26 protein-coding genes are annotated in these 25,901 nt (G+C 56.4%); 20 read left to right on the forward strand and 6 right to left on the reverse strand.

The genetic code is table 11. From position 1 onward, the window contains the following. Window positions 1–74 precede the first annotated feature (74 nt). From ACI5FR_RS25980 to ACI5FR_RS26030, 11 genes are all read left to right on the forward strand, one after another. Window positions 75–527, forward strand: coding sequence for a DUF948 domain-containing protein (locus tag ACI5FR_RS25980; protein ID WP_405459862.1), 453 nt, complete (start codon window positions 75–77; stop codon window positions 525–527). Between the two features lie 63 nt (window positions 528–590). Continuing rightward, window positions 591–953 (forward strand): STAS domain-containing protein, encoded by a 363-nt coding sequence (locus ACI5FR_RS25985; protein WP_405459864.1) that lies wholly within the window; start codon window positions 591–593, stop codon window positions 951–953. Continuing rightward, window positions 950–1,393, forward strand: coding sequence for an anti-sigma B factor RsbW (gene rsbW / locus ACI5FR_RS25990; protein WP_405459866.1), 444 nt, complete (start codon window positions 950–952; stop codon window positions 1,391–1,393). The genes ACI5FR_RS25985 and rsbW overlap by 4 nt, the downstream gene beginning before the upstream one ends. Next, entirely contained in the window at window positions 1,390–2,157 is a 768-nt protein-coding gene (locus ACI5FR_RS25995; RefSeq protein ID WP_405459868.1) for a sigma-70 family RNA polymerase sigma factor, read from the forward strand. Before rsbW ends, ACI5FR_RS25995 begins: the two co-directional genes overlap by 4 nt. 67 nt (window positions 2,158–2,224) lie before the next feature. Then, window positions 2,225–2,551, forward strand: coding sequence for a hypothetical protein (locus tag ACI5FR_RS26000; RefSeq protein ID WP_405459871.1), 327 nt, complete (start codon window positions 2,225–2,227; stop codon window positions 2,549–2,551). 143 nt (window positions 2,552–2,694) lie between these two features. Further along, window positions 2,695–5,469, forward strand: coding sequence for a CHASE3 domain-containing protein (locus ACI5FR_RS26005; RefSeq protein ID WP_405459873.1), 2,775 nt, complete (start codon window positions 2,695–2,697; stop codon window positions 5,467–5,469). A 10-nt stretch (window positions 5,470–5,479) separates the two neighbouring features. Then, window positions 5,480–6,346 (forward strand): CheR family methyltransferase, encoded by an 867-nt coding sequence (locus ACI5FR_RS26010; protein ID WP_405459875.1) that lies wholly within the window; start codon window positions 5,480–5,482, stop codon window positions 6,344–6,346. Between the two features lie 317 nt (window positions 6,347–6,663). After that, complete coding sequence (locus ACI5FR_RS26015) at window positions 6,664–7,611, forward strand: hypothetical protein (protein ID WP_405459877.1); 948 nt, start codon at window positions 6,664–6,666, stop codon at window positions 7,609–7,611. Between the two features lie 33 nt (window positions 7,612–7,644). Next, a complete protein-coding gene (locus ACI5FR_RS26020) occupies window positions 7,645–8,253 on the forward strand; it encodes an HD domain-containing protein (protein ID WP_405459879.1) in 609 nt (202 codons plus the stop codon). A 20-nt stretch (window positions 8,254–8,273) separates the two neighbouring features. Beyond that, window positions 8,274–8,855: a histidine phosphatase family protein gene (locus ACI5FR_RS26025; protein ID WP_405459882.1), complete on the forward strand. Its 582-nt coding sequence runs from the start codon at window positions 8,274–8,276 to the stop codon at window positions 8,853–8,855. A gap of 101 nt (window positions 8,856–8,956) precedes the next feature. Then, the gene (locus ACI5FR_RS26030; protein WP_405459885.1) at window positions 8,957–9,496 is read left to right on the forward strand and encodes an NADPH-dependent FMN reductase; all 540 of its coding nucleotides are present in this window, start codon (window positions 8,957–8,959) and stop codon (window positions 9,494–9,496) included. Between the two features lie 90 nt (window positions 9,497–9,586). Here ACI5FR_RS26030 and ACI5FR_RS26035 read toward each other — a convergent pair whose 3' ends face one another. The 3 genes from ACI5FR_RS26035 to ACI5FR_RS26045 all read right to left on the reverse strand — a co-directional run bounded on the left by ACI5FR_RS26035 (window position 9,587) and on the right by ACI5FR_RS26045 (window position 12,541). Then, window positions 9,587–10,885 carry a sensor histidine kinase gene (locus tag ACI5FR_RS26035; RefSeq protein WP_405459887.1) on the reverse strand — a complete coding sequence of 433 codons (1,299 nt, stop codon included), beginning with the start codon at window positions 10,883–10,885 and terminating at the stop codon, window positions 9,587–9,589. A gap of 1 nt (window position 10,886) precedes the next feature. Further along, window positions 10,887–11,573, reverse strand: coding sequence for a response regulator transcription factor (locus ACI5FR_RS26040; RefSeq protein WP_405459888.1), 687 nt, complete (start codon window positions 11,571–11,573; stop codon window positions 10,887–10,889). Between the two features lie 128 nt (window positions 11,574–11,701). Further along, window positions 11,702–12,541, reverse strand: coding sequence for a sialidase family protein (locus ACI5FR_RS26045; protein WP_405459890.1), 840 nt, complete (start codon window positions 12,539–12,541; stop codon window positions 11,702–11,704). Between the two features lie 78 nt (window positions 12,542–12,619). On the opposite strand from ACI5FR_RS26045, the gene ACI5FR_RS26050 reads away from it, so the two are divergent. The 7 genes from ACI5FR_RS26050 to ACI5FR_RS26080 all read left to right on the forward strand — a co-directional run bounded on the left by ACI5FR_RS26050 (window position 12,620) and on the right by ACI5FR_RS26080 (window position 17,579). Then, the gene (locus ACI5FR_RS26050; protein WP_405459892.1) at window positions 12,620–13,273 is read left to right on the forward strand and encodes a DUF1003 domain-containing protein; all 654 of its coding nucleotides are present in this window, start codon (window positions 12,620–12,622) and stop codon (window positions 13,271–13,273) included. Window positions 13,274–13,319: 46 nt separating this feature from the next. Further along, on the forward strand, window positions 13,320–13,484 hold the full coding sequence (locus tag ACI5FR_RS26055) for a DUF1328 domain-containing protein (protein ID WP_405459894.1): 165 nt from the start codon (window positions 13,320–13,322) through the stop codon (window positions 13,482–13,484). Between the two features lie 21 nt (window positions 13,485–13,505). Further along, window positions 13,506–13,838 carry a YflT domain-containing protein gene (locus ACI5FR_RS26060; RefSeq protein ID WP_405459896.1) on the forward strand — a complete coding sequence of 111 codons (333 nt, stop codon included), beginning with the start codon at window positions 13,506–13,508 and terminating at the stop codon, window positions 13,836–13,838. Window positions 13,839–13,963: 125 nt separating this feature from the next. Further along, entirely contained in the window at window positions 13,964–15,568 is a 1,605-nt protein-coding gene (locus ACI5FR_RS26065) for an N-acyl-D-amino-acid deacylase family protein (protein ID WP_405459898.1), read from the forward strand. A 33-nt stretch (window positions 15,569–15,601) separates the two neighbouring features. Continuing rightward, a complete protein-coding gene (locus tag ACI5FR_RS26070; RefSeq protein WP_405459900.1) occupies window positions 15,602–15,931 on the forward strand; it encodes a DUF1904 family protein in 330 nt (109 codons plus the stop codon). A 67-nt stretch (window positions 15,932–15,998) separates the two neighbouring features. Beyond that, window positions 15,999–16,829: an EcsC family protein gene (locus tag ACI5FR_RS26075; protein WP_405459902.1), complete on the forward strand. Its 831-nt coding sequence runs from the start codon at window positions 15,999–16,001 to the stop codon at window positions 16,827–16,829. Between the two features lie 129 nt (window positions 16,830–16,958). Then, window positions 16,959–17,579: a metalloregulator ArsR/SmtB family transcription factor gene (locus tag ACI5FR_RS26080; RefSeq protein WP_405459904.1), complete on the forward strand. Its 621-nt coding sequence runs from the start codon at window positions 16,959–16,961 to the stop codon at window positions 17,577–17,579. 279 nt (window positions 17,580–17,858) lie between these two features. Here ACI5FR_RS26080 and ACI5FR_RS26085 read toward each other — a convergent pair whose 3' ends face one another. The 3 genes from ACI5FR_RS26085 to ACI5FR_RS26095 are packed head-to-tail and all read right to left on the reverse strand — an operon-like array spanning window position 17,859 to window position 21,318. Further along, the gene (locus ACI5FR_RS26085) at window positions 17,859–19,388 is read right to left on the reverse strand and encodes an extracellular solute-binding protein (protein ID WP_405459906.1); all 1,530 of its coding nucleotides are present in this window, start codon (window positions 19,386–19,388) and stop codon (window positions 17,859–17,861) included. Between the two features lie 34 nt (window positions 19,389–19,422). Then, the gene (locus ACI5FR_RS26090; protein ID WP_405459909.1) at window positions 19,423–20,298 is read right to left on the reverse strand and encodes a carbohydrate ABC transporter permease; all 876 of its coding nucleotides are present in this window, start codon (window positions 20,296–20,298) and stop codon (window positions 19,423–19,425) included. A gap of 33 nt (window positions 20,299–20,331) precedes the next feature. Then, window positions 20,332–21,318, reverse strand: a complete 987-nt coding sequence (locus tag ACI5FR_RS26095) for an ABC transporter permease (protein ID WP_405459911.1) — start codon at window positions 21,316–21,318, stop codon at window positions 20,332–20,334. Window positions 21,319–21,517: 199 nt separating this feature from the next. On the opposite strand from ACI5FR_RS26095, the gene ACI5FR_RS26100 reads away from it, so the two are divergent. Both ACI5FR_RS26100 and ACI5FR_RS26105 read left to right on the forward strand, forming a co-directional pair. Then, complete coding sequence (locus ACI5FR_RS26100; protein WP_405459913.1) at window positions 21,518–23,842, forward strand: AraC family transcriptional regulator; 2,325 nt, start codon at window positions 21,518–21,520, stop codon at window positions 23,840–23,842. A 421-nt stretch (window positions 23,843–24,263) separates the two neighbouring features. Then, window positions 24,264–25,646, forward strand: a complete 1,383-nt coding sequence (locus ACI5FR_RS26105; RefSeq protein ID WP_405459915.1) for a glycine--tRNA ligase — start codon at window positions 24,264–24,266, stop codon at window positions 25,644–25,646. Window positions 25,647–25,901 lie beyond the last annotated feature (255 nt).

Here is a 25,901-nt window from a genome sequence, read left to right on the forward strand (position 1 = left end):
TTTGGGACAAAGGCGTTTCAAAATCGCGACCGCGGGGTAATCATACGGTAGCAACCGGGTGGGAGGGATTCGATATGCTATGGCAGATCAGTTTGATTATCGTGGCGCTGGCCTTCGGCGTCCTCGTGTATTATTTGGTCCAGACGCTGAAGTCGCTCCGGGGCTCGCTCGACGAGATCCGCGAGACGATGGCCGGCATGAAGGGCGAACTGGCGCAAGTGAGCACCGAGGTCAAGGATGTGCTGCACAATACGAATCAAATGGCGGTGGACGTCCGGACGAAGCTCCAGGATCTCGAGCCGCTGTTCCGTTCCGTGAACGATGTAGGCACGATGATTCATGAATTGACCCGAACGGTCAAGGAATCGGCTTCGAGCGTCGCTACCGTCATCCAGGACGGACGCCGCCGAGCGCTAACGGCCGCCCCGGGCAAGGTGCAGAAGGTCATGAGCGGCATTCCCGTCGCGATCGACCTGTGGAACAGCTTCCGGCAACGCAAGGACCGGCATACGGCCGCGATGAAATAGCCGTTCAAGTTCAATCCGAGAACACTAGACCAGATCAAGTGACGAATCTTGAAGGGGGAACCTATGTTGAACGCCATTCATACCTTTAACGTGACTAAACAACGGACGGAGTCGGCTTACATCGTGTCGCTCGCCGGAGAGCTGGATTTGTCCGTAGCGACCGACCTCGTGGAAGAGCTGCAGCCGCTCATCGCCCAGACCGATCGGGCGTTCGTCTTCGACCTGCGGCAGCTGCAGTACATCGACTCTACCGGCATCGGCATCATCGTCTCGATTCTGAAATCGCGGGCGGCCCTGCAGGCGCCCTTCGCCGTCCGGAACGTTCCGCCGAAAATCAAGCGGTTGTTCGACTTAACGGGCATCTCCCGGCATTTGCCGCAGGAACCGGCGTCCACAGCCGATGAAGGGGCGGGGCGATCGTCATGACGAATTCATGTGTATCCTTATCGATTCCCGCCCAAGCCGCCTACCTGGATATTGTCCGGCTGACGTTATATGGCATCGCCGTAAAGGCCGGCTTTTCGTTCGAAGACATTGAGGACATGAAGGTAGCGGTCGCGGAAGCGTGCAACAATGCGATTCTTCACGCTTATGAAGGCCGGAATGCGGGGCTTGTGGAGCTGAAGTTCGAGCTGGAGGATGGACGCATCGTCATTCACGTGAAGGACGAGGGCGTTAGCTTCGATTACGAGCATGCTGCACTCCGGGTCGTTCCCCTCCACGATCAGCCTCTGCGCGAAGCGAAGGTGGGCGGACTCGGGCTGTTCATGATGCAGGCGCTGATGGACGATGTGCAAGTGAATACCGAACGCGGTACGGAAGTGATCCTGACGAAGCATTTCAGCAGAAAAGAGGAGATGGCATGACTTCCAATGCATCTTCACAATCCGAGCATGAAATGATCGCTCACATGCAAGCGTACCAAGAGACGGACTGCAAGGAGGCGGCGACGGCGCTGCTGCTGCATTACGAGCCGATCGTGCGGATGGCGGCGGGGAAAATGTCTCGCAGCCGTCCCGATCTGTATGAGGATCTGTTCCAGGTCGGCGAAATGTCCATGCTGCGCCTGTTCAAGCAATTCGACGCCTCCTTGGGCATTCCGTTCGAAGCTTATGCGATGAAGTGCCTGATCGGCCATCTGAAAAATTATTTGCGGGACAAGTCCTGGTACATTCAAGTGCCGCGGCGCGTCAAGGAGAAGGGCTTACTCGTGCAAAAAACGATTGACGAGCTGACCGTCCAACTGGAGCGGTCCCCGAGGATCGACGAGATCGCCGCGCACTTGGAATTGTCCGAGGAGGAGACCATCGAGATTCTCGCCGGCCGCGAGCATTACCATTACACGTCGCTTGACACCCCGCTGTCCCAAGAAGGCGACAGTGCCACAATCGGAGATCTCATTGCCGTCCAGGGCGACGAGTATGACGCGCTGGAGCATCGTCTCGATCTGGAGGAAGCGATGGAGCACTTAAAGCCTGAGGAGCAGCGAGTGCTGCTGCTGGCCTACAATGAAGGGCATTCGCAGCGTTATATCGCCGGCGAGCTGGGCGTCTCGCAGATGAGCGTCTCCCGCATCCAGAAGCGCGCGATCGCGAAGCTGAAGGACTTGCTGGCCGACCAACTCCCGTAAGGGGCGTGTTTCAAGTCCCCCGGATTCGGTTTATATAATCGTATCCTTAGTAAAGGCGGTGAGTTCAATGGACATCAGGCACCGGATCAGCTTCAAGGATGGCGAGATGCTCGTGTGCAGGGACGAGGACGATACGTATCATGTGAGCATTCGATCCATTGTGAATCCCTTGAGTCGCGGCAACATTCTGGACCGCTTCGATGATGAGAGACAAGCTCTCGATGCAGCCGAACGATTCCATTGGATGTATGCGCTTGCGAAAGAAAACGGCTATTATCTGAAAAACGATTGCTTCATCAAACCGAATAAGAAGGAGATTCATATCGGCATCATGAGAGACGGGACGATAACGCGAGAACAATATATTCTCCAGCTGCAAGAGGAGCCGATTTAGCGGGCAACGGGCATCATGCCCGTTTTTCGTTCGTTTATAGATACAGAGAAGGGATTTAAATCCCCGGGGTCCCCGCAAAGGGGCTCTGCCCTGGAATAAGCTACGAAGGCCCACGTTTGTGGGGTGTTATTAAGGAGGGTGTTATGGGCAAGCGTTGGCACTTCAGTATCCGGGCGAAAATGATGCTTGGGTACATTTTTGTTATCCTCTGTCTCGGCGTAACGATTCTGATCGTCGTGGACCGGATCGGGTCCAGGCAGGAAGCGATCGATTACATTACCGACCATGACCTGCAGGTCCACAATCTGATCAACCGGATGGAGAAGGTAGTCCTGGACATGGAGACCGGCCAGCGCGGGTTCATCATTACGGGGGACGAGCGATATCTGGACCCGTATAAAGAGGGATCGCAAATCTGGATGAACGCGTATATGCAGCTGCACGGGCTGCTAGCGGACAATCCTAGCCAGCAGGCGACTCTGGAAACGGTGAAGCCGCTTCTCGACAACTGGATTCAAACTTCGGGTGAAGTGTCGATCCGGCTGAAGCGGGAGAACCGGTCGGCTGAGCTGCTTGAATGGTTCAAGCAGGATCCGGGCAAGCCCATTATCGATCAGATCCGGGCTTCCTTCGACACGATACGTGGTACGGAATCCAAGCTGACCGAAGCGCGGGCGGAAGGCTTAAAGGACGATTACCGGAATTTGACGATCGTCTTGTTCGTCCTTTTGTCCCTCATATCGGTCGTCTCTCTCGCGGTCGCCCTCTTCATCTCCGGCGTCATTGTCCGGACGATCCGGCAGGTGATCCGGGCGATCCAGCACATTGCGTCGTCCAAGGCCGACATGACCGAACGCGTCGAGGTTCGCACTAGAGACGAAATCCAAGAGCTGGCCGATGCCACCAACAGGCTGCTGGATAATTTGGGGGAAGAGAATTGGGTGCAGACGAACATCGCAGAGGTGGCGACCCAGTTCCAGGGCATTCATCATCTGACGGATCTGTCCGAAGCGATCGTCGGGAAGCTCGCTCCCCTGCTCGGCGCGGGTTATGGCGTCCTCTATCTGAATAAGGAACAGAGCGGTCAGCCGCTTTTGACGAAGATGGGGGCTTACGCCGGTTCCGAGGGGGATCCCGCCCGAATCAGCTTCAAGCCGGGCGAGGGGCTGGTCGGACAATGCGCATTGGACAAGCAGGTTCTCCTGCTGCAGGACGTGCCGGAGACGTACATCCGCGTCTCCTCGGGACTCGGACAGGCGGCCCCGCGCAGCATTCTGATCGCCCCGATCGTGTTCGAGGGACATGTCGAGGCGGTGCTGGAGTTCGCTTCGTTCGATGAGTTCGAACCCCGGCATGTGTCGTTGCTGAAGCAGCTGCTGGACCCGCTCGGCGCGATGCTGAACAGCGTGCGCAGCCGGGTGGAGATCGAGCGGCTCCTGAACGAGTCGCAGATGCTGACCGAGGAGCTGCAGGCGCAGTCCGAAGAGCTCCAGGCGCAGTCGGAGGAGCTGCAGATGCAGCAGGAGCAGCTTCGCCAAAGCAACGAGTTCCTGGAAGAGCACAATCATTACGTCGAGCAGAAGGCGGCCGAGCTGAAGAGGGCGAAGGAGGAGCTGGAGGAATACTCGGTTCAGCTGGAGCGGAGCTCGCAGTACAAGTCCGACTTCCTCGCGAACATGTCGCATGAGCTGCGGACGCCGCTCAACAGCATTCTGATCTTGTCGCAGCTGCTCGCGGAGAACGAAGAAGGCCGGCTGTCGAACGAAGAAGAGGACTATTCCCGCGTCATCTATACCGCAGGCAAGGATCTGCTGGCCCTGATCGACGACATTCTGGACTTGTCCAAGGTTGAGGCCGGCAAGATCGACATCATGGTGGACGAGGTCAATCTGACGGAGCTGCCGCAGCTGCTGAAGCTTGTTTTCGAACCGATCGCGCAGCAGAAAGGTCTGTCGTTCCAGGTGGAGTCCGATCCGAATGTGCCGGACTTGATGCTGACGGACGGGCAGCGCCTGCAGCAGGTGCTCAAGAATTTGTTGTCCAATGCCTTCAAATTTACGGATCACGGCTCCGTATCGTTCCGGGTGGAGCGCATCGAGGCGGCTCGCGTGCAGCATCTGCTGCCGGTTCAGCCGGACGAGCTCGTCGTCGCGTTCTCCATCTCGGACACCGGGATCGGCATTCCGGCGGACAAGCAGAAGCTCATCTTCGAAGCGTTCCAGCAGGCCGACGGGACGACGAATCGCCAATACGGCGGCACGGGCCTCGGCCTCTCGATCTGCCGGGAGTTCAGCCGGCTGCTCGGCGGCTGCATCACGGTCGAGAGCAGCCCTGGGGAAGGCAGCACGTTCACGCTGATCTTGCCGGAATTCAAGACCGGGGAGCCTGCGCCGGGACCGCACCGAGAGGTGGCCGCCACGGCGGAGGCGGTCGGTCCGACGGAAGCCGACCCGCCGTTCAAGCCTTCGGCTGTGCCGCTCAGCGAGAACGGCACGGCGGGCTCCATTGTCGACGAGGCGACCGGGCAAGCCGACGTCGCTTTGTTCGCCGGGAAGCGGGTGCTGCTCGTCGACGATGACGCGCGCAACGTCTTCGCCTTGGTCACGGCGCTGGAGAGCAAGCAGGTGACGGTGGAAGTGGCGGAAAACGGCAGGCAAGCCTTGGATAAGCTGCGGGAGTCGCAGAACTGGGATCTCGTGCTCATGGATATTATGATGCCGGTGATGGACGGCTACGAAGCGATGCAGGCGATCCGTAAGGAGCTGGAGCTGAAGGAGCTGCCGATCATCGCCCTGACGGCCAAGGCGATGAAGAACGCGAGGGAGCAATGCCTGGCCGCGGGCGCTTCGGATTATATCAGCAAGCCGCTGAATCTGGAGCAGCTCTACTCCCTCATGCGGGTATGGCTGACGAAGTAGGGGGATGAGCATGGACCATAACGAAGAGAAGGAGCTGGACGCGCGGGTGGAGGAGCAAGGCGACGAGCTGGAGCAGATCGAGATCGGCCTGCTCTTGGACGGCTTGCACCGTTGGTATGGGTTCGATTTTCGCGGCTATGTGCGATCCTCCCTGCGTAGGCGCATCCTGAACCGGATGCGCCTCGACCGCATTCCGACGGTGACCGCGCTGCTCGACCGCGTGTTGCATGAGCCCGGGTACGTCGAGCGGCTGCTCGGGGATTTCTCGATCAAGGTGACGGAGATGTTCCGTGATCCGGCTTTCTTCCAGTCGTTCCGGGAGCAGGTCGTGCCCTTCCTCCAGGGGCTGCCCGAGATCCGGATCTGGCATGCCGGCTGCGCGTCGGGCGAAGAAGTGTACTCCATGGCCATCCTGCTCGAGGAGGAGGGCTTGGCCGAGCGCGTAAAGCTGTATGCGACCGATATGAACGCCAGCGTCATCGAGACGGCCAAACGGGGCGCCTATCCGCTGAAGCACATGCAGCTGTTCACCAAGAATTACCTCGATGCCGGGGGGACCAAGGCGTTTTCCGAATATTACAGCACGGACCACCAGTACGCTTACTTCCGACCTTCGCTGCGGAACCATATCATGTTTGCGCAGCACAACCTCGTCACGGACCGGTCGTTTAACGAATTCCACGTCATCATCTGCCGCAACGTGCTGATCTACTTCGACGGCGAGCTGCAGAACCGGGTGCACGACTTGTTCTACAACAGCTTGTCCGTGGGCGGGTTCCTGGGCCTCGGCAACAAGGAGTCGCTCCTGTTCCTCGAGAATGGCGCGGTGTACGAGGACTTCGTGCCGGCGGAGCGCATTTACCGGAAGGTGCGGTAGGCTGCGGGCTTCTGGTGGCGTGTGGCACGACACCCGTCCGGGTGAGGGAAAACCTCCCTCTTCTTGATGCCAAACAGTCTGCTGCATAGACAAAAAGAGGAAAACCTCCCTCACTTTTTCGCGGATCGCTCGGTTTCAAGCCTCGCGAGCTCGAAGAGAGGGAGGTTTTCCTCTATGTATTGGCGTTTTGCCCCAAAACGACAAAAAGAAGTGGAGGATTTCCCTCTGCCACCCTTCGCGAACTCGCATTGACATTGCCGCACCTTCACCCTAGAATGGGGTAAATTGCCAAAAGCTAGCATGGGGGAGGCGTTACGATGGCCGAAGAAAGCAACGATACATCCGGAATCGCACGGAGGCTGGGTCGAGACAAGATGAAAGAGCTTGTGAATGTCCTGGCGGATCAATTGTCCGGCTCCGAGCTGAACAGCTTGCTCTTGGAGGTGTACCGGTCCAGGACGGGAGCGGGCTCGGCGGCGGAGCTGCTGAGGCGGTACCGGGATAACCGGTTCGTGAAGCCGGCCGTCGTCGATCCGATAGACTTGAGGCAACTCGAGCTGGACGTCCTCCGAATCGCCCGGCAGCATGGTTTCACGCCGGTGCAGCTGTCGCCGGTCGCCCCGATCGGCTCTTGCTCGATCGTCGCGACCGCCGATCAGAACAAAATTATTTCCGCTACACGGGGGACGGAAGTCGTGGCGGATGCGACCAACCTGCTGGCGCTGCACGTGAGCGAAGGCTTGCAGAACGGTTCCTTGGACAACCGCGCGTGCAATCTTCATTTCTGCACCACGCATCGGCATGTCAGAGCGCAGCAGGTTCCTAAGGCGCCCGGGATGTTCGCCCATTTTCAAGTCCTCTGCCTCGTATCCTCTGGGATCGATCGGGGGTCCTATTCGTTTGAGATCGGTGCGTTCTGGGAGCACATCCGGGCGTACCGGGACATCTTTCATACACGGTTCGATTCGGAGATCGAGATCATCCTTAATGCACGGGGTGGATACAAGAACGCCGATGATTTGGTGCAGCGAATCCGGAGAGCCGGTGAAGAGCAATCCATCCCGGTCCGGACGGCGATCAACCCGGCGAAGACGGACAATCGCTACTACCAAGGGCTCCAATTTACGATCAAGACGACCATCCAAGGCAAAGACCATTACATAGGCGACGGAGGATTCGTAGACTGGACGCAGCAGTTGCGGAATAACCGAAAGGAACGGTTTTTGATCAGCGCCATTGGATTGGAACGGTTATTATTATTGTAAGCCCCTAGACTCATGCAAAGGACGTACGCGAACATGGAATTGAACATCGATATGGAACGGTTCAAACAACAATTGGCGTTTATCGTCGAGATCGACAAGCTGAAGAGCGTGTACCGCAGAGCGTTCCTCACAGACCGCTCCCGCAATGAGAACGATGCGGAGCATTCGTGGCATCTGGCGACGATGGCGCTGATCTTCCAAGAATATGCCAACGAGTCGGCCGTCGATCTGCTGCGCGTCGTCAAGATGCTGCTCGTGCACGATCTCGTGGAGATCGACGCCGGGGACTTCTCCCCGTATGATACCGCGAGCCGGGAACTGAAGATGAGCTCCGAGCAGGAGGCCGCCCGGCGGATCTTCGGGCTGCTGCCGGAGGAGCAAGGCCGGGAGCTGCTCGAGCTGTGGCTCGAGTTCGAAGCGCGAACGACACCCGAGTCGAAGTTCGCCGGGGCGCTGGACCGGCTCGCACCGCTGCTGCAGAACTATTACACCGAGGGGAAGACGTGGAAGCAGCACGGCATCAAGCTCGACATGGTGCTGAAGAGGAACGCGCAGATCGGCGAAGGCTCCGAAGGGCTGTGGCAGTTTGCTCAGCAGCTCGTCCGCGATGCGGCGGCGAAAGGCTATTTGCCTGTAGATTGATACATAGAAGGGAGAGGAAGATGAAGACATCCATTTATTTCGTAAGGCACGGCATCGCCCCTTTCTCGCTTGAGAAGGAGCGGGACCGGGGGGCGAATCTGAATGAGCAGGGCCAGCGGGACGCCATACGCGTAGCGGAGCTGATGAAGGAAGAGCAGATCGACGTCATCGTCTCCAGCGCGTATCACCGAGCCCGCGAGACCGTCGCGCCACTCGCCGAGCGGCTGGGGATGGACATTACGCTCTATGAGGAGCTGATCGAGCGGCCGATCGCCGGCCTGCACCAGGGATATCCCGAAGAAGAGCTGCTCGCTGCGATCGAAAGATCGTTCCGCGACCCCGACTATCGCATGCCGGACGGCGAGTCGACCCGCCAGGCGCAGGAGCGGGCGATCCCGATTTTGTTGAAGCTGCTATCGGATTACAAGGGCCGGAAGATTGCTGTAGGAACGCACGGGAACATCATGACGATCATGCTGAGCTATTTTGACCCGTCCTATGGGTATGAATTCTGGAAATCCACCTCGAAGCCTGACATTTACCGCGCGGAATTCCACGATACGCAATTGCTGCAAGTCGAACGCCTGTGGAAGCCTGTCTAACCGCAGCCAATCCCGGCCCTCCCTGAAGCATCGAACCACGTATATGTCCTGATGGAACGGGCACATTATGGGGGATGTACTAAATTCAGGGAGGCCAAGCTATGTCGAATTTGAATATCGGGATCATTCTGGGGAGCACGCGCCAGGGCCGCGTCAGCCCTCAGGTGGGGCAATGGGTGAAGAGCGTCGCCGACAAGCGGGGCGATGCGAATTACGAAATCGTGGACATCGCGGACTACAAGCTTCCGCTCTTGGGAGAAGCGGATGCGACGGAGCAAGTGGCCGCTTGGAATGGCAAACTGGCGAGCCTCGACGGGTTCGTCTTTATCGTAGCCGAATACAATCACAGCATAACGGGAGCTTTGAAAAACGCGCTCGATTGTGCCCGCGAAGCCTGGAACAATAAAGCGGCGGGCATCGTAAGCTATGGTTCCGTGGGCGGCGCTCGGGCAGCGGAGCATTTGCGGGGCATTTTGGGTGAATTGCAGGTCGCCGACGTCCGCGTGCACCCTGCCTTGAATCTGTTCACGGATTTCGAGAACTACACTACCTTCAAGCCGGCCGACTTGCATCTGAACAACGTGAATGAGATGCTGAACCAAGTGCTGGCGTGGAGCGGCGCCTTAAAAACGCTGCGCTAATCGTATTTCCCTCGAAGAGAGTGCCGATCTCGGATCTGGCTCTCTCTTTTTTGTCTTCCGCAAGTAGTTGAGTTGCTTATCCTTGATACCCTATACTCCAAGTGTAAACGTAAAAGTCGTGCAATCGTTTTCCACACTCGTGACGTGGATCTCGCCGCCCAACCGGTCTGCGATTGTTTTCGCAATCGATAATCCCAGGCCATAACCGACGATTTCGTGCGTTCTGGAGGGGTCTGCTCTATAAAATCGGTCAAAAACTTTCGGCAAGTCTTGTTTAGCAATTCCTTTTCCGCTATTTGTAATATGATATTTAACATGGCGTTTTGATTTTCTTAGGGATATCTCAATCTGCCCATTATCATTTGTATATTTGATGGCATTATCGAATAAAATCGTGACAACCTGTTTAACTCTTTCCGAATCGCCTTTAACAATGACGTCAGGGACTACCGAATGGGAAAGGTTAATCCTTTTTTCAATCCTTGCGGCTTCCATCGACAACATCACATCATGAATGACGTTGCTCATATTAAATGGCATTTTTCGCGTTTCAAAATTTACATCCTCTATCCTGGCCAAAGACAAAAGGTCGTTTATCAGGGTTGCCATTCGATCCGTTCCGATTTTTATATAACCCAGCCATTTTATTTGACTTTTAATCGTTTCTTCCTGATTTGCCAACAGTGCGTCGTAATTTGCGTTTATGATGGAAAGCGGTGTTTTCAATTCATGAGAAGCATCGGCAACAAATTGTTTCTGCTTTTCCCAAGTTTCGGCTATCGGTTTAATGGCCCGGTTCGCAAAGTAAAGACTAATCAGAAAAATAACAAAAAGCATAATCAATCCTACGAAAAGTAATGTAGTAAGCAGTTGAAATAAAGTTTTGTCGGATTCCGTTACATCTAAAAATAGGATCTGATACTTGTTTTCGTCGGCGGTATACTGTTGTCCGTTACTTAGAATAACATGCTTGCTCATTCGGGTTACAGCATATTGCCATTGTTTGCCCTCCAAGGTTATTGCGGAATTGTTTTTTTTATTGCTCCAGGCGGTCGCGGCAGCTTTAGAATAAGCTTCATCAGGCATATCAATAAAGGAGTCGACTTTTAAAATCTTGCCATCTGCGTCCACCTCGATACTAAAAGAAAGAGGACCATCCGTAGAGAAATTTTGGACAGAAGAAATGGTTCCTCCTTTTTGCGTATTTTCAGGCAAGTCGGTTCCTTCGATTGTGATTTGCATTTGGGATCCCGAACTCAATTTTCTTTTGATTTCCGAGTGGATGTTACTGTAGGTGATGAAATATATGATAGCAAACGCAGCAATCATCACGATCGAAGTAATGGACATATTAAGGATGAGAAATTTGTTGCGCAGCTTTGTAAACATTTTACTCCCTTTCATTTCCCGTATTTAAGATATAGCCCGCACCCCGTATAGTCCGAATGAAAACGTTAGATTCCAGTTGATTTAATTTTCTTCTTAAGAAGGATACATGGATTTCTACATGATTATCTTCGGCCTTCGTATCATAACCCCATAGTTTTTCAATAATATTTTCTTTTGAAAGGATCATACTATTTCTTTTTATTAGGAGCTCCAATAATTGGGATTCTTTTAAAGTTAGTTTTATCTCCTTGCTTCCACAGCAAAGCAGGAGGGTAAGCGGATTCAGCTCAATATTTCCATATTTAAGGATGCCGTCATTGATCAACTCGGATTTTCTGCGCCCCAATGCACGCAAACGAGCTAACAGCTCGTCCGTGTGGAATGGCTTCGCCAAATAATCGTCAGCACCGCTGTCAAGCCCGCGTATCTTGTCCTCGGTTTCGCCTCTGGCCGTTAACAGAATGACGGGCGTTTCAATGTCGTTTTGCCGCAATGCTTTGAGCACGCTTATCCCGTCCAATCTGGGGAGCATGATATCGAGTATTATGATGTCATAAATGCCGGAAAGCCCGCTGTCCAGTCCATCGTCACCATTATGCTCCAAATCAACGCTATAGTGATTCTGTTTAAGCACTTGAGCGACAGCCTCCGCCATATACCTTTCATCCTCAACCATTAAAATCCTCATTTCATGCCTCCTTGTCCGCCATTCAAAATGAGAAATAACATGATGCTACCACAACAAAGGAGCTGAGACCAGCCCCTTGTTGAGGAACCTTTTTCGTGTTTCTCCCTGCGACAGAGCTATCAGAAGTCTTATTCCGTTCTGTCCCCGTTTAAGCTGTTCTCTGCACCGTCGGGAACCGTTTCGCTCCAAGTTTTGCCGCCATCCGTGGAGTAACTTCTAACGCCGTTTTCCACTTTGACAAACGTCCCCTCCGCTTCACCATTTTTAGGCGGAGTACCATTCAAGATGGTGAGTTTGCCGTCTTCGTCGCTGACCGTTACGCCGCTGGGAGCCGTTTCGCTCCAGGTGTTACCGCCGTCCGTGGAGTAGAGCCTAACGCCGTTTTCGATTTTAACTTGTAAAGCTGTTCCATTCACAGCACCGGACGGATTGCCTAACGTATGGATGGTTTTGCCACCTTCGCCTGTTGTTATACTTTCCTCTGCACCGTCAGGAGCCGTTTCGCTCCAAGTTTTGCCGCCGTCCGTGGAGTAACTTCTAACGCCGTTTTCCACTTTGGTCAGCGTCCCTTTCCCTTCACCATCTTTAGGCGGAGTACCGTTCGTGATGGTGAGTTTACCGTCATTGTCGCTTACCGTTACGCCGTTGGGTGCATTTTTGCTCCAGGTCTTTCCACCATCCGTCGAATAGAGCCTTACGCCGTTTTCCATTTTAACCTGCAAGGAAGGATGAAAGTTTGCTGCATAAGCTGTTCCTACGCCTAGTGCCGCGATAAGCGCCCCGAAAAGAAGAACAACGCCCGCTTTCTTTTTTGCCGAGTCCATCATTTTACCCTTCATATCTAATACCTCCAAATGATTTATTGTAAGCAGCTGCCTTACATTTACCATCATAAACACGCTACCTTTAACGAACCTTGAATAAAAAAATAAAATTTCACTCCTGAGCAATAGGGCCAGAGCCAGCATCCGATTTGTTTCACCCTCCCCTTAGCCGTGTTAAGTACTCTAAAAGTGTGAATCACCATAGAGAGGGAGGGACCGAACATGCAGGAGGAAGCCGCCATGACGGAGGAGGAGCTGCGCCGCCGGGAGGAGCTGTACGAGGAGCTGGAGCGGGAGCCGGAGTGTCAGGAGCTGGACGAGAATCTCGAACGCATCACCACGATGGTGTACGAATACAACGAGAAGATCAAGGCCCACTTGAAGGAGGAGCAAGAGAAGCGAACGTCCTTGTCGGAACGCATCGCCGATCGGATCGCCGCCTTCGGGGGCAGCTGGACGTTCATCGTGATCTTCGCCACGTTCCTCATCGGCTGGATGATCTGGAACACGCTGTCGTTCACGTTCCACTTCGACGATCCGCCGTTCATCCTGATGAATCTGGTGCTGTCCTGCCTAGCGGCGTTTCAAGCGCCCGTGATCCTCATGAGCCAGAACCGCCAAGCCGCCCGCGACAAGCAGGAGGCGATTATGGACTTCGCCATCAACTACAAGGCGGAGCAGGAGAATCTGGAGCTGAAGCAAATTCTGAAGCGGATCGAGCATCGGCTGGAGCAGTTGGAGCAGCTGGAGAGACCCGAACGACTCGATCGACCCGAATCACCCGAACGACCCGAACGACAGGATCGCCCGGAGCGACTGAAGAACGAAGCCGTATCCCATGCTGTTTCACCTCGGAAGGGAGCGGGTAATAGGTAACATGAAACACTAATCTGAATATTCAAACAAAGAGAGGTGCATTCAAATGTTATCATGGGCTATCGTATTCCTAGTCGTAGCGTTGGTGGCGGGGGTGTTCGGATTCTTCGGAATCGCGGGCGCAGCGGTCGGGATCGCCAAAATCTTGTTCTTCCTCTTCCTGATCCTGTTCGTCATCTCGCTCATAATGGGCCGTCGCAGAAGCTATTAATCACCCGAGGAGGCTACGAGCATGGAAACTTACACTAAGTACAGGATTGCATCCAATATGAATGAAGCCCACCGGCAGGTGCAGGAATTCAGCCGGGAAGGCTTCGACCGGGACCACATCTTCGTCCTGACCCACACCAAGGAAGGCACCGACTATGTCGCGGATTCCACAGGAGCCGCCAAGATCGGAGTATCCGAGGAGGGCGTCCTGACGGCGCTCGCGAACTTGTTCCGCTCCAGAGGGGACGAGCTCCGGGCGAAGATGGAGTCGCTCGACATTCCGCAGGCCGAAGCGGCCCGCCTGGAGGCCGAGCTCGACCACGGCAAGATCGTCGTGCTGGCGTCCGAGGACTAAGGTTACAATGCCTCCAGCAGGACGCCGATGAAAAGAGGAACGGACATCCGTTCCTCTTTTTTCCTGTCGCCCGCCCCCCTTATAATGGAGACAGAACCGAATAAGGAATGGGGAGAGGTGCAGCGATGCAAGCGGAGATCCTGATCCACAATGCCATGATTATCGACGGAACCGGGCGGGACCGGTACCGGGGGAACGTCTACATCGAAGACGGCCGCATCAAGGCGATCGTACGGGAGGAGGAGTCGGGGGGCGAGATCGCAGACGCGCAGGTCCGGGAGCGAATCGACGCAGGCGGGCAGATCGTCTGCCCCGGCTTCATCGACTCGCATACGCACTCGGACACGATGCTGCTCTGGGACCGCCAGCATGCGGCCGGTCTCTGCCAAGGCATCACGACCGAGATTCTCGGGCAGGACGGACTGTCCTACGCCCCCCTCAGCCAGGACAATCGGCACATGTACTTCCGCTTCCTCGCCGGACTGAACGGAGCCCCGGACATTCCGCTTGACTGGTCTTCCGTGCTGGAATACCGCATGAAGTTCGACCGGACGGTCGCCATCAATACGGCTTACCAGGTCCCGCACGGCGCCCTCCGTCTCGAGACCGTCGGGATGCGCGACGTTCCGCTCGTCGGCCCTCACCTCGCCCAGGCTCAGGCGCTCCTCGCCCGCGGGCTGGAGGAAGGCGCGGTCGCCTTCTCCACCGGGCTCAGCTACTACCCCTGCTCGTTCTCCGATACGGACGAGATGGTCGAGCTGTGCAAGGTGGCGGCCGCCCACGACAGCGTGTATGTGACCCATATCCGGACGGTGTTCCGGGAGGGGAGGTACGTCGATCCGGTGCTCGAGTCGATCGAGATCGCCGAGCGATCGGGGGCGAAGCTGCACTTCTCGCATTATCGCACGAGTATCCCGGACGCAGGGCAAGTCCATAAAATCATGAAGGATATCGATGCGGCCCATGAGCGCGGGGTGGACGTATCGCTGGAGCTGTATCCGTATCCGTTCGGCAGCGGCTACGTGGTCATCCTGATGCCGCTATGGTGGGCGGTGGACGGCTACGACGCGATGCTGGAGCGGCTCGCCGACCGATCGCAGCGGCAGCGGCTGATCGAAGGGATGGAGCGGAACACGATCCCCGTCCGCGGATATTTCACACATGTTCCAGGCAACCCTACGTACGTCGGACGGAATTTCAAGGATGTGGCCCAGGAGCGGGGACAATCGGTTCCCGATATGCTATGCGATCTGCTTCTCGAGGAGAAGCTGGAGGTCGGCTTCATTGACGCCGACGACGCGATTTTCCAATCGGACGAAGGCTGGGACCGGTTCAATCGGGACTGCCTCGAGCTGCTGTCGCGGCCCTACTACATGGTCGGCTCGGACAGCATTCCCGTAGGCCCGAACCCGCATCCGCGGGGCTTCGGGACGTTCCCGAGGCTGCTGCGGTTCAGCCGCGAGTACGAGTTCCGGCTGGAGACGATGATCAACCGGATGACCAAGGTGCCGGCCGACCGGTTCGGCTTGCATGATCGAGGCGAGCTCCGGGTTGGTTACGCCGCGGATCTGGTTATTTTCGACCCGGACCGGGTTACGGACACGGCTACGTACCGGCTGTCGCGAAGCGGGCCGATCGGCATCACCCATGTGTTGGTGAACGGTCAGGTAGCGGTTCGCAATGAGAAGCCGACGGCCGTATTCGCGGGCCGGGCGCTCGCACGAGGGTGAGATAGCGGGGACACAAAAGGAGTGGAGAGCGGGATGCCGCATCTGTTAGTAAGAGGGATAACGGTAGAGCAAATGAGCCGGATCAGCACGCCGGTCGTCGATCAATTGGCGGAGGCGTGCTCGTGCGGCAGAGACAATTTCATGATCGACTGCCTTCCGGTCGTGTCGGTGTTCGACGGGAAGCAGGTCGACCCGTATCCGTTCATCGAGGTCGCCTGGTTCGAACGGGGGGACCCGATTCGCGATCGGGTGGCGGCCATCTTGACCGAGCATGTGCACAGTCTCGGCATCGCCGAGGTAGAGGTCGCCTTCCGCACATATCGCGAGGACAGTTATTACATCAATGGAGTTCGCTGCGATTGACCCGTTGCTTGCATCCAAACCGCCTCCATTGCGTATAGCATTACAGCGAAGAGAAGGAGTGGAACGGATGGAAACTAGAGCGCAGCTGGAAGCGGAACTTGTACGAATCCAGGAATGGGAGCGCGAGCAGAAGGATCTCTGGTTCTGGGAGAAGCTCGGACGGCTGCCTTTCCTGCTGTTGGACCGAATTACCCCGAAGTTCGTGCAGGAGAAAATAGGGCTCGCCTTGAACGAGTTAGGCAGCTACGTCCAGACCGGGGGCCAATACCTCATCTCCGAGAGGTCGATACTCGACAAGCTGAAACAGGAGTCGGACGCGGACCCTTCGGCCCCGATCACGATGGCGCAGGCGGCGGGGCTGCCGCTCGCGGTGATGGACCGGGTGGCGGACGATCTCAGCGGCACCCGCTCCCGGCTCGCCGCCGTTCAGGGGGCCACGACCGGCATAGGCGGGATCTTCACGCTCGCGATCGACATTCCCGCGCTGCTCGGGATGTCGCTCAAGGTGCTGCAGGAGATCGCCCTCTGCTACGGCTACGACCCGAAGGAGAAGCAGGAGCGTATCTTCGTCGTGAAGTGCCTGCAGTTCGCCTCGTCGGATATCGTAGGGAAGCGGGCCGTGCTCGAGGATCTGGACGCCTTCACCGAAGCCGCAGGCCGCCAGCAGGTCGTCTCGCAGCTGCAGGGCTGGCGGGAGGTCATCATGACGTACCGCGACAATTTCGGCTGGAAGAAGCTGTTCCAGCTCGTGCCGATCGCCGGTATCCTGTTCGGCGCGATGATCAACAAAGGAACCGTCCAGGATGTAGCCGAGGCCGGCAAAATGCTGTACCGCAAGCGGAGAATCCGGGAGCGGATGGCCCAGTTGGACGCCCAAAGTAACGGAGCAGCGAAGTAAACAAATAACCAAATAACGAAACGACCCCCTAACAGGGGTTGACATCGCCACCTAATTTGATTAACATCTAATTAAACATAATTTTAATTAGATGTGTTTATATTTCCTGGGAAAGGAGCGATCCGCCCGATGCAATTGGACAAAATCGTCAATTACCACAAGGCGCTGGCCGACCCGACCCGCATCAAGCTGCTGCTGCTGTTGGCCGACGGGGAGCTGCACGGCCAAGCGCTGGCCGAGAAGCTGTGCGTCTCGACGGCGACGGTGACGCATCACGCGGCTAAGCTGCGCGAGGCGAGCCTCATTCATGAACGGCGGGAGAAGAACACGATTTACTTTTCGCTGAACGAATATTTCCTCCGGGGGAACGCGAATGCCGTGCTCGATCTAATTTTCAGAAGGAAAGGAGAAGGTCAGGAGATGCAGGAGACGAACGAGTCCAACAAACTCGAGAGCGACGCGCGGCTCAAGCAGTCGGTGCTGCGCAATTTTTTCACCTCCGAGGGCAAGCTGAAGCATATTCCGGCGCAGCTGAAGAAGAAGCTGATCGTCCTGGAGCACATGGCGTCGCAGCTCGAGCGGGGGCGTGCATATCCGGAGAAGGAGCTGAATGCGTGGATCAAGCAGTTCCACGAGGATTTCGCCACGCTCCGTCGAGAGCTCATCATGCACCAGTACATGTACCGGGAGAAGGAAGTGTACGAGCTGAATCCTCCCGAGCTGTGGACCCGATGGGAGGCGCTCCGCTGAGCAACGCACGAACCCGGACTGGGCTACCCAGCGTGTGTAAGGTGATGACACAACGTTATTCGTCCCGATACGATCAAATCTTGAAAAATAGCGGTCTGAGCTAGCGTTATTCATACGTCTAGGCCAAAAAAGGGCAGGTCAAGGGCAATAGCGTGATGCCAAATCTTTATTTTTTCACAATGGGTTGGATTTGACGAATAGCGTTATGCGGTAATGTTATTGTCAGGAGCAACAAAAAACTTCCAGCCCATTCCAATGGCGGGCTGGAAGTTTCCTCGTTTACTTACCGTTCTTCTGGGCGTACGCGTCGTTCATTTCTTTAATAATTTTCTGCAGATCCCCGTCTTTCTTCAAATTGGCGATGAACGCGTCGTAGGCTTCAATCTTCTCTTGGCCTAGGATGACCTTCACCCGCATGTCGTCGACTTTCTTCTTGATATCCGGCCACAGCTTCGCATTCGACTCCGAGAAGAGACCGACCGAAGGATCTTTGGGCGCCGCCTGTTCCCGCTCGGTGTACACTTTCTTGTTCAACTCGTAAAAGTCGCTCGGGATCCCCGGCACCAGCGTAACGAGGTCGTTGCTGTTCAGCATATAGATCCCCATGAAATTGCCGTCCAGCAAATCTTGGGCGAACTTCTCGGTCGTCTTCTTCAAACCGTTCGTTTCCGTGTAGTGCGTGTCCTTCACACCGTAGTTCGCAAGCGTATTGCCCTCCGAGCTGAAGCCGTAATCCATGAAAGCGAGCAGCTTCTTCACCTTGTCCTCCGGCACTTTCTTCGGAATCGCGAAGGCGCCGTAGAAGCCGGACGTGGCGATCGTGAACTTGTTGCCTTGCGGCCCTTTCACATAAGGCATCGGCACCATGGCGGCGTTCGGATTCGACTTGCGCAGCTCCTCGGTGAATTTCCACCCGTTGTTCATCGCGTATCCCGCAGAGCCGGCTTTGCCGCTGTTGACCGCTTCATTGATATTGGAGAGCTTCAGAATCGAGAAGTCCTTGGAGATCAGCCCCTCGTCGTACAAGCCCTTGATGTAGAGCAGAGCTTCGCGGGAAGCATCCTCGGTTATATTCGGGGTAAGCTTGCCGTCCTTCTCTTTCCACTCGCCGTTCGTGTTGTTGTACGTATTATAGATGAAATTGAGCGAGCCGGCCGTTGCCGCATATCCCGTCGTATCCTTCTGGCCGTTGCCGTCCGGATCGTTGTTCACGAACGCCTTCAGCGCGGCTTTGAATTCCTCGAGCGTCTCCGGCATCTTGAGGTTCAGCTTGTCGAGCCAATCCTTGCGGATGAGGGGGAACAAGCCGCCGCCCACGATCGGATACGGTCTCGGGATGACGAAGTTTTTGCCGTTAATCTTGGAGTTCTCCCAGGCGTAGGCCGGAATGTTTTTGAAATTCGGATAATCCTTCAGGAACGGGGTCAAATCCCAGAATGCGCCTTGGGCGACCATGCTGCGGAATTGCGCCAAATTCAGGTCTTCCAGGTACATCAGGTCCGGAATATCGCCGGAGGCCAGCGTTACGTTCGTCTTCTCGATGATGTTGTTCGGCGATACCCAGGTAATGTTCAGCTTTGTGTTCGTCCGTTTCTCGATTTCTTTCCACAAGAAGTTGTTCTGGTCCGAGAATTGCGCCCCGTAGTTGATGACCATCAAGCTGACATCGGTCGGAGCGCCGGTCGTTCCCCCGGCATTACCCGTCTTGGCCGGCTCATTTTTCGTGCCACCGCAGCCGCTTAGCAGCACGGCGGTCGCGAGTCCGACGGTTGAGAGGGTGTAAAGCGCTTTTTTCCCCTTTTGATTCATGTAATCCAGTCCTCCTCAACATAATTGTATAAGCTCATCCCTTGACAGAACCGACCATGGCCCCTTTGGCAAAGTGCTTCTGCAGGAATGGATACACCAGCATGATGGGCAGCGTGGCGATCATGACGGCGGCCATCTTCAGCGTCTCCGGCGGCATGCGCACCTGGGACGCGATCTGAGTGGAAGCCCCGCCTACCGCGGTCATCGGGTCGATCAGCATTTGCTGGAGCAGTACCTGCAGCGGCCACTTCGTATGGTCGTTCAGGTAGATGACGGCGCTGAAGAACGTGTTCCAATAGCCTACCGCGAAGAACAGCCCGAAGGCAACGAGCGCCGGCAGCGACAGAGGCAAGATGATGCGGAAAAAGATGCCGAGCTCGTGGGCGCCGTCGATTCGGGCCGCCTCTTCGAGACTGTCGGGGATGCTGTCAAAAAAGCCTTTCATAAGCAGGATGTACCAACCGCCCGTCAAGGCCGGAATAATGAGCGACCAGATGCTGTTGATCATGCCGAGCCCCTTGACCACCATATAAGACGGAATCATGCCGGCCTGAAGGATAGTCGTCAGGAAGATGAGCAGCATGAGCGTCCGCCGGAACCGCAACCGCTTCCGCGAGATCGCATAGGCGAGCCCGGAGCTGACGAGCAGGCTGAGCAGGGTACCGACCGTCGCCAGGAAGCCGCTGACCTGGATGGAATTCAGGAACGCGGGCGTAGACATTAAGTACTTGTAGGCGCCGAGCGTCCAGTGGTCGGGTAGTAGGATGAACGGCTTCTGGTAGTACTCGGTAGGGTCGGTGAACGATACGATGGCAATGTAGTAGAACGGAAACAAGCAGGTTACGCCGAGCAGCAGCAGGAAAGCGATATTGAAGCCGTTAAACAGGCGCTCGCCCCGGGATAATTTCATGACCGATTCCCTCCTATTCTGTACAAATGTGGGTTAAAAGACGCCTTCGTCCCCGAAACGCTTGGCGATCTTGTTGGCGATCAGGACCAAGAGGAAGCCGACGGCGGATTTGAACAAGCCGACCGCGGTGCTATAGCTGAATTCGCCCTGCTGGATGCCCTTGCGGTACACGTACGTGTCGAATACGTCCGCGACATCGCTTACGGCCCCGTTCATCATCAGGTAGATTTGCTCGAAGCCTACGTCCATAACGTGGCCCAGGCGTAGGATCAGCAAGATCGCGATCACATTTCGGATCGAGGGCAGCGTGATGTGCCACGCCTGCCGCCACCGGCTCGCCCCGTCGACGCGGGCGGCCTCGTAGAGCTGTGGATCGACGCCCGCGATCGCCGCGAGGAAAATGATCGTGCCCCAGCCGGCTTCCTTCCACATCGATTGCAGGGTGACGAGGATCCAGAAGTAGTCGGGTTCGGTCAGGAACGGGATCGTCTCGCCGCCGTAGTGGGCTATGATTTTGTTAATAAGCCCTTCCGATTGGGACAGCATGAGCAGCGTGAAGCCGATGATGATGACCCAGGACAGGAAGTGGGGGAGATACAGGATCGTCTGGATCGATCGCTTGAACGCCATGCTGCGCAGCTCGTTCAGGAGCAGTGCGAGCACGATCGGGAATGGGAAGAAGAACACCAGGTTCAGCAGACTGATCGCCATCGTGTTCCGGAACAGCATCCAGAAATCGTCATCCGTGAACAGCCTCTGGAAGTGCTCCAGCCCGACCCATTCGCTTTTCAGGAAGCCCATATAAGGGGAATAATTCTGGAAAGCGATGATGATGCCTCCGATCGGCACGTACTTGAAGACGAACAAGTATAGAAGCCCCGGCAGCGCTAGTAAATATAGGTATTTGTCGCGGACGACGTCCGCCCAGACTTGATTCTTGCTATGCGGTTTTGCCGCCGATTTCGCTTGCGGTGTCGGTGCGGCCGCAGACCCGGTGCGCGATGTCGATGTGGATGACATGTCTGCCTCCCTTGCAATTCGGATTTGACATTTACGATAATTAAAGCTACGATTTCGAGCAATAGTAACCTCTTTCATTCGGATTCGGGCGTTTGGAAAGCGCTTTTTTGCACGGAGATATAAGGGATTGCACTTTGTTGCTCGCCGGATCGGGAGCGAAATAAACTGCTATTTGAGGCTGGCAGGGGAGGGCTGTGGAATGAGATGGCTGCGTCAGAAAACCACCAAGCGATCGCTGTACAGGAAAAGTCTGATTACGATCCTGCTCATTACGTGCATCCCGATTGCGGTGATGGGGGCGGTGCTGTATGGAGTCGGGTCGAACCGGATCTTGCAGGAGGTGAACGCCTCCCACCAGAAGCAGCTGCACCAGACGGTTCAGCGCTTCGACGATTACTTGTCCCAGCTGGAGCTGTTCGTCGGCCGCCTGACGCTGGAGCCTTCGTTCAACAGCTCGCTGGAGGACACGGACTTCATCCAGCAATTCCAAAAGAAGCGGGATATCGACCAGTCGCTGTCGCTTATGCGGAGCACGAATCCGCTCATCCAGGAGGTCTCGCTCTATATTCAAAAGTCGAATACGTTCATGAGCGACGAGACCGGCTACCGGCAGCTGAGCCGGGAGGAGGATCGCGCTTATTTCAGCGGGCTGCTGAAGCAGGACCGGGACATTACTTGGCATCACGAAGTGCGGTACCCGACGAGCGCTCAGCCGCGTCAAGCGATCGTGGTGAAGCTGAAGCGTACGATCTACGATCAAGAGGCGTACGGCGCCTTCATCGTGTACATTAACCAACGGTTCATGAATCAGTATTTGAATAGCGTCACGGCGGAAGACGGCTATACGGCACTCAGAGAGAAGCGCGGAACGACGGTCGCCGTGTCCTATAACGCGAGCAGGCCGGCGCCCTTCACCGACGCGATCCTGGAGCAGGCCGAGTCGCTCGCCGGCGAGCCGCATACGACTACGGCCCGTCTGGCCGGCGAGCGCTATTCGGTCTCTTACGCCCCGCTGTCGCGCTTCGGTCAGGAGTGGGTGTACATCTCGGCGACCCCGCTCTCCGCGATCATGCAGCCGGTCGAATCGATCTCGACCTTGATCCTGATCGTCAGCTCGTCCGGCATCGCCCTCGCGCTCGTGCTGTCCTGGGTCGCCTCCGAGCGGCTGTACCGGCCGGTGCGACGGCTGCTGCACTTGTTCCAGCGCGACGCCGAGCCGGGCTCGCTCGACGAGGCGGCGTATATCGAGAAGCGCTGGATCGAGCAGCTCAGCCAGAAGCAGGAGCTTGAGCGCAAGCTGCAGGACGCGACACCCTCGATGAGGGAAGGCTTCCTGATGCAGCTGCTGCAGGGCCACCTGTACTATCTGCAAGAGGGCGAGCTGCTCGACCGCTTGAAGCTGCTCGAGTGGGACGTGGGGGAATCCCGGTTCGCGTTCCTCGTGTTTCAGCTGAGCGGCATTTTCGGGAAGCCGCAATTTTCCAGCAAGGACGAGCAGTTGATTACATTCGCCCAGTACAATATCGTGCAAGAGACTTGCTCGGCGTGGTATGACAAGTATTTCGTCCTAAACAATCAGGATTTGTCCGTCGGCGTCATGATCGCGGTTCCGTGGGAATCGGGAGAGTCGGAGATCCGCGAGCGGCTTCGGGACATGGCCGAACAGACGACCTCCTCGCTGAGTGTGGCGCTGAAGCTGCGGGTTACGGTCGCGATCGGCAATCTGGCCGATTCGATCGTGGAAGCCCCGGACCGGCTCGAGGAAGCGAGGAACGCGCTGCAGTACCGGGACTTGAACGAGCACAACCAGGTGCTGCAGCTCGATAGCCTGCATGCGGCCGACGGCCGGTCCGTGACGTATCCGTTCGAGATCGAGAAAAGTCTGCTGCACGCGCTCCGATCCGGCGACGATGAGGGGGCGAAGCGCAACTTGAGACTGTTCATGAAAAATATCCAAAGCCAGTCCGGATTGAACTTGGTCGTCCAGAACGCGCTGGTGAAGCTGCTCGGCTCCATTCATGAAGCGCTGCTCAAGGCCGGGATCAACATGATCGAGCTGTACAAGGACACCAACCTGTACGAGGAGCTGATGCAGCTGAAGGAGATGGACGAACGGGTGGAATGGTTCGAGCAGGTCGTGTTCGCCCCGTACTTGTCCGCCGTCCAGAACTCGCAGGAGCTGCAGCTCCGCAATATCGTGCAGCAGATGATTCAGCATATGGAGCAGCACTACGCGCAGGAGCTGACCTTCGAGTCGATCGCCGACACGTACGGCATCCATATGACGCGGCTGAGCCGGGCGTTCAAAGCGGCGACCGGGCTGACGTACACCGAATATATGACCCGTCTGCGCCTCGACAAATGCAAGGAGCTGCTCGAGCAGTCGGATATGAAAATCAATGACATTGCGGAGATGCTCGGCTATCAGCCGGCGTATTTGATCCGGATCTTCAAAAAGCAGGAGCTGGTGACCCCGGGCCAGTATCGCGAGCTTCATCGCGCGAATGCTTCATCGGGAAGTTGAGTATCCGTCGGCGGGCGGTCGGGATATGGGCGGGATAAGGGCGGAGGAGCATTGCAATTTTCGAGGAATTTCTGTACAATTAGGACCAACTAAACGATGTACGGCTGTGAAGGATGAATAGTACCTGTTGCACCCTTGCTGCATAGCGATCCGGGGATGGTGAAAGCCCGGGGCGAGGATTCAGGGAAAAGGCGGTCCGGAGCTGTGGTTTGGTAAGGAAAAGGGGATGCTTCGCCGTTCGCCGGAAGGGGATGTGCGCGAGGCGTCAACTAGGGTGGAACCGCGGGTGAGAAGCTCCCGTCCCTAGGCATGTCGATCATGCTTAGGCGACGAGAGCTTTTTTGTATGGCCCACCCCGGCCCGCGCTCTTGCCCCAAGCAACCGTCGACCCTATACCTGAACGAAGAGAGGGCGAAGATCAATGAGCGTCACAATGGAACAAGTCGTAGCGCTGGCCAAACACCGGGGATTCGTATTCCCGGGCTCCGAGGTGTACGGAGGCTTGGCGAACACGTGGGACTACGGTCCGCTCGGCGTGGAGCTGAAGAACAACGTGAAGAAGGCCTGGTGGAAGAAGTTCATCCAAGAGTCTCCGTATAACGTCGGCTTGGACGCGGCGATTCTGATGAACCCGCAAGCTTGGGTCGCCTCCGGCCACGTAGGCAACTTCAACGATCCGATGATCGACTGCAAGCAGTGCAAGGCCCGCCACCGGGCGGACAAAATCATCGAGAACGCGCTCGATGCGAAGGGGATCGAGATGGTCGTCGACGGCTTGTCGTTCGATCAGATGATGGACCTGATCCGCGAGCACAACATCGTCTGCCCGGACTGCGGCAGCAAGGATTTCACCGACATCCGCCAGTTCAACCTGATGTTCAAGACGTTCCAGGGCGTGACGGAATCGAGCACGAACCAGATCTACCTCCGTCCGGAGACGGCGCAAGGGATCTTCGTGAACTTCAAAAACGTGCAGCGCACGATGCGCAAGAAGCTGCCGTTCGGCATCGGCCAGATCGGCAAGAGCTTCCGCAATGAGATTACGCCGGGGAACTTCACGTTCCGGACGCGCGAGTTCGAGCAGATGGAGCTGGAGTTTTTCTGCAAGCCGGGCGAGGACCTGAAGTGGTTCGAATACTGGCGCAACTACTGCCACCAGTGGCTGCTGTCGCTCGGCGTGAAGCCGGACAGCATCCGGCTGCGCGACCATTCGGACGACGAGCTCTCCCACTACAGCAACGCGACGACCGACATCGAGTACAAGTTCCCGTTCGGTTGGGGCGAGCTGTGGGGCATTGCCGACCGCACCGACTTCGACTTGAAGCAGCACATGGAGCACTCGGGCGAAGACTTCAACTATATCGACCAAGATAACAATGAGCGCTACATCCCTTACTGCATCGAGCCGTCGCTTGGCGCGGACCGCGTGACGCTGGCGTTCCTGATCGACGCGTACGAGGAGCAGCAGCTCGAGGGCGACGACAGCCGCGTCGTGCTGCGCTTCCACCCGGCGCTCGCGCCGTACAAGGCGGCGATCTTCCCGCTGTCGAAGAAGCTGTCCGAGGGCGCGCAAGCGGTGTTCGCCGATCTGGCGAAGCACTTCCTCGTCGACTACGACGAGTCCGGCTCGATCGGCAAGCGGTACCGCCGCCACGACGAGATCGGCACGCCGTTCTGCATCACGTACGACTTCGAGTCGGAGACCGACGGCCAAGTGACCGTGCGCGACCGCGACACGATGGAGCAGACGCGCATGCCGATCGGCGAGCTGAAGGCGTTCATCGAGGCGCGGATTGCGTTTTAAGGTTGTAAATGAGAGGAGCCTGGCCGTTCATGCTGAACTGCAGGCTCCTTTTTTTTGTATGAATTAGCTGCAAATTTTTCTTTTAAATGAGAATCAAGCTCTCCATTCGGGGCAATAGATGAAAAATTTTCCTCTATTTTGTAGCGAAGTGCCAAAACTCAATCTCAATTAGTGAATACGGCTCGGCCCCTTAATTTTGGAGTCATGTTGTGAATTACTCGGTTTGTCGTAGTATTCCTTTTTTTTGCAGGGAGC

The organism is Paenibacillus sp. HJGM_3 (genome assembly GCF_045062745.1).
In the GTDB taxonomy this organism is placed as follows: Bacteria; Bacillota; Bacilli; order Paenibacillales; family NBRC-103111; genus Paenibacillus_AA.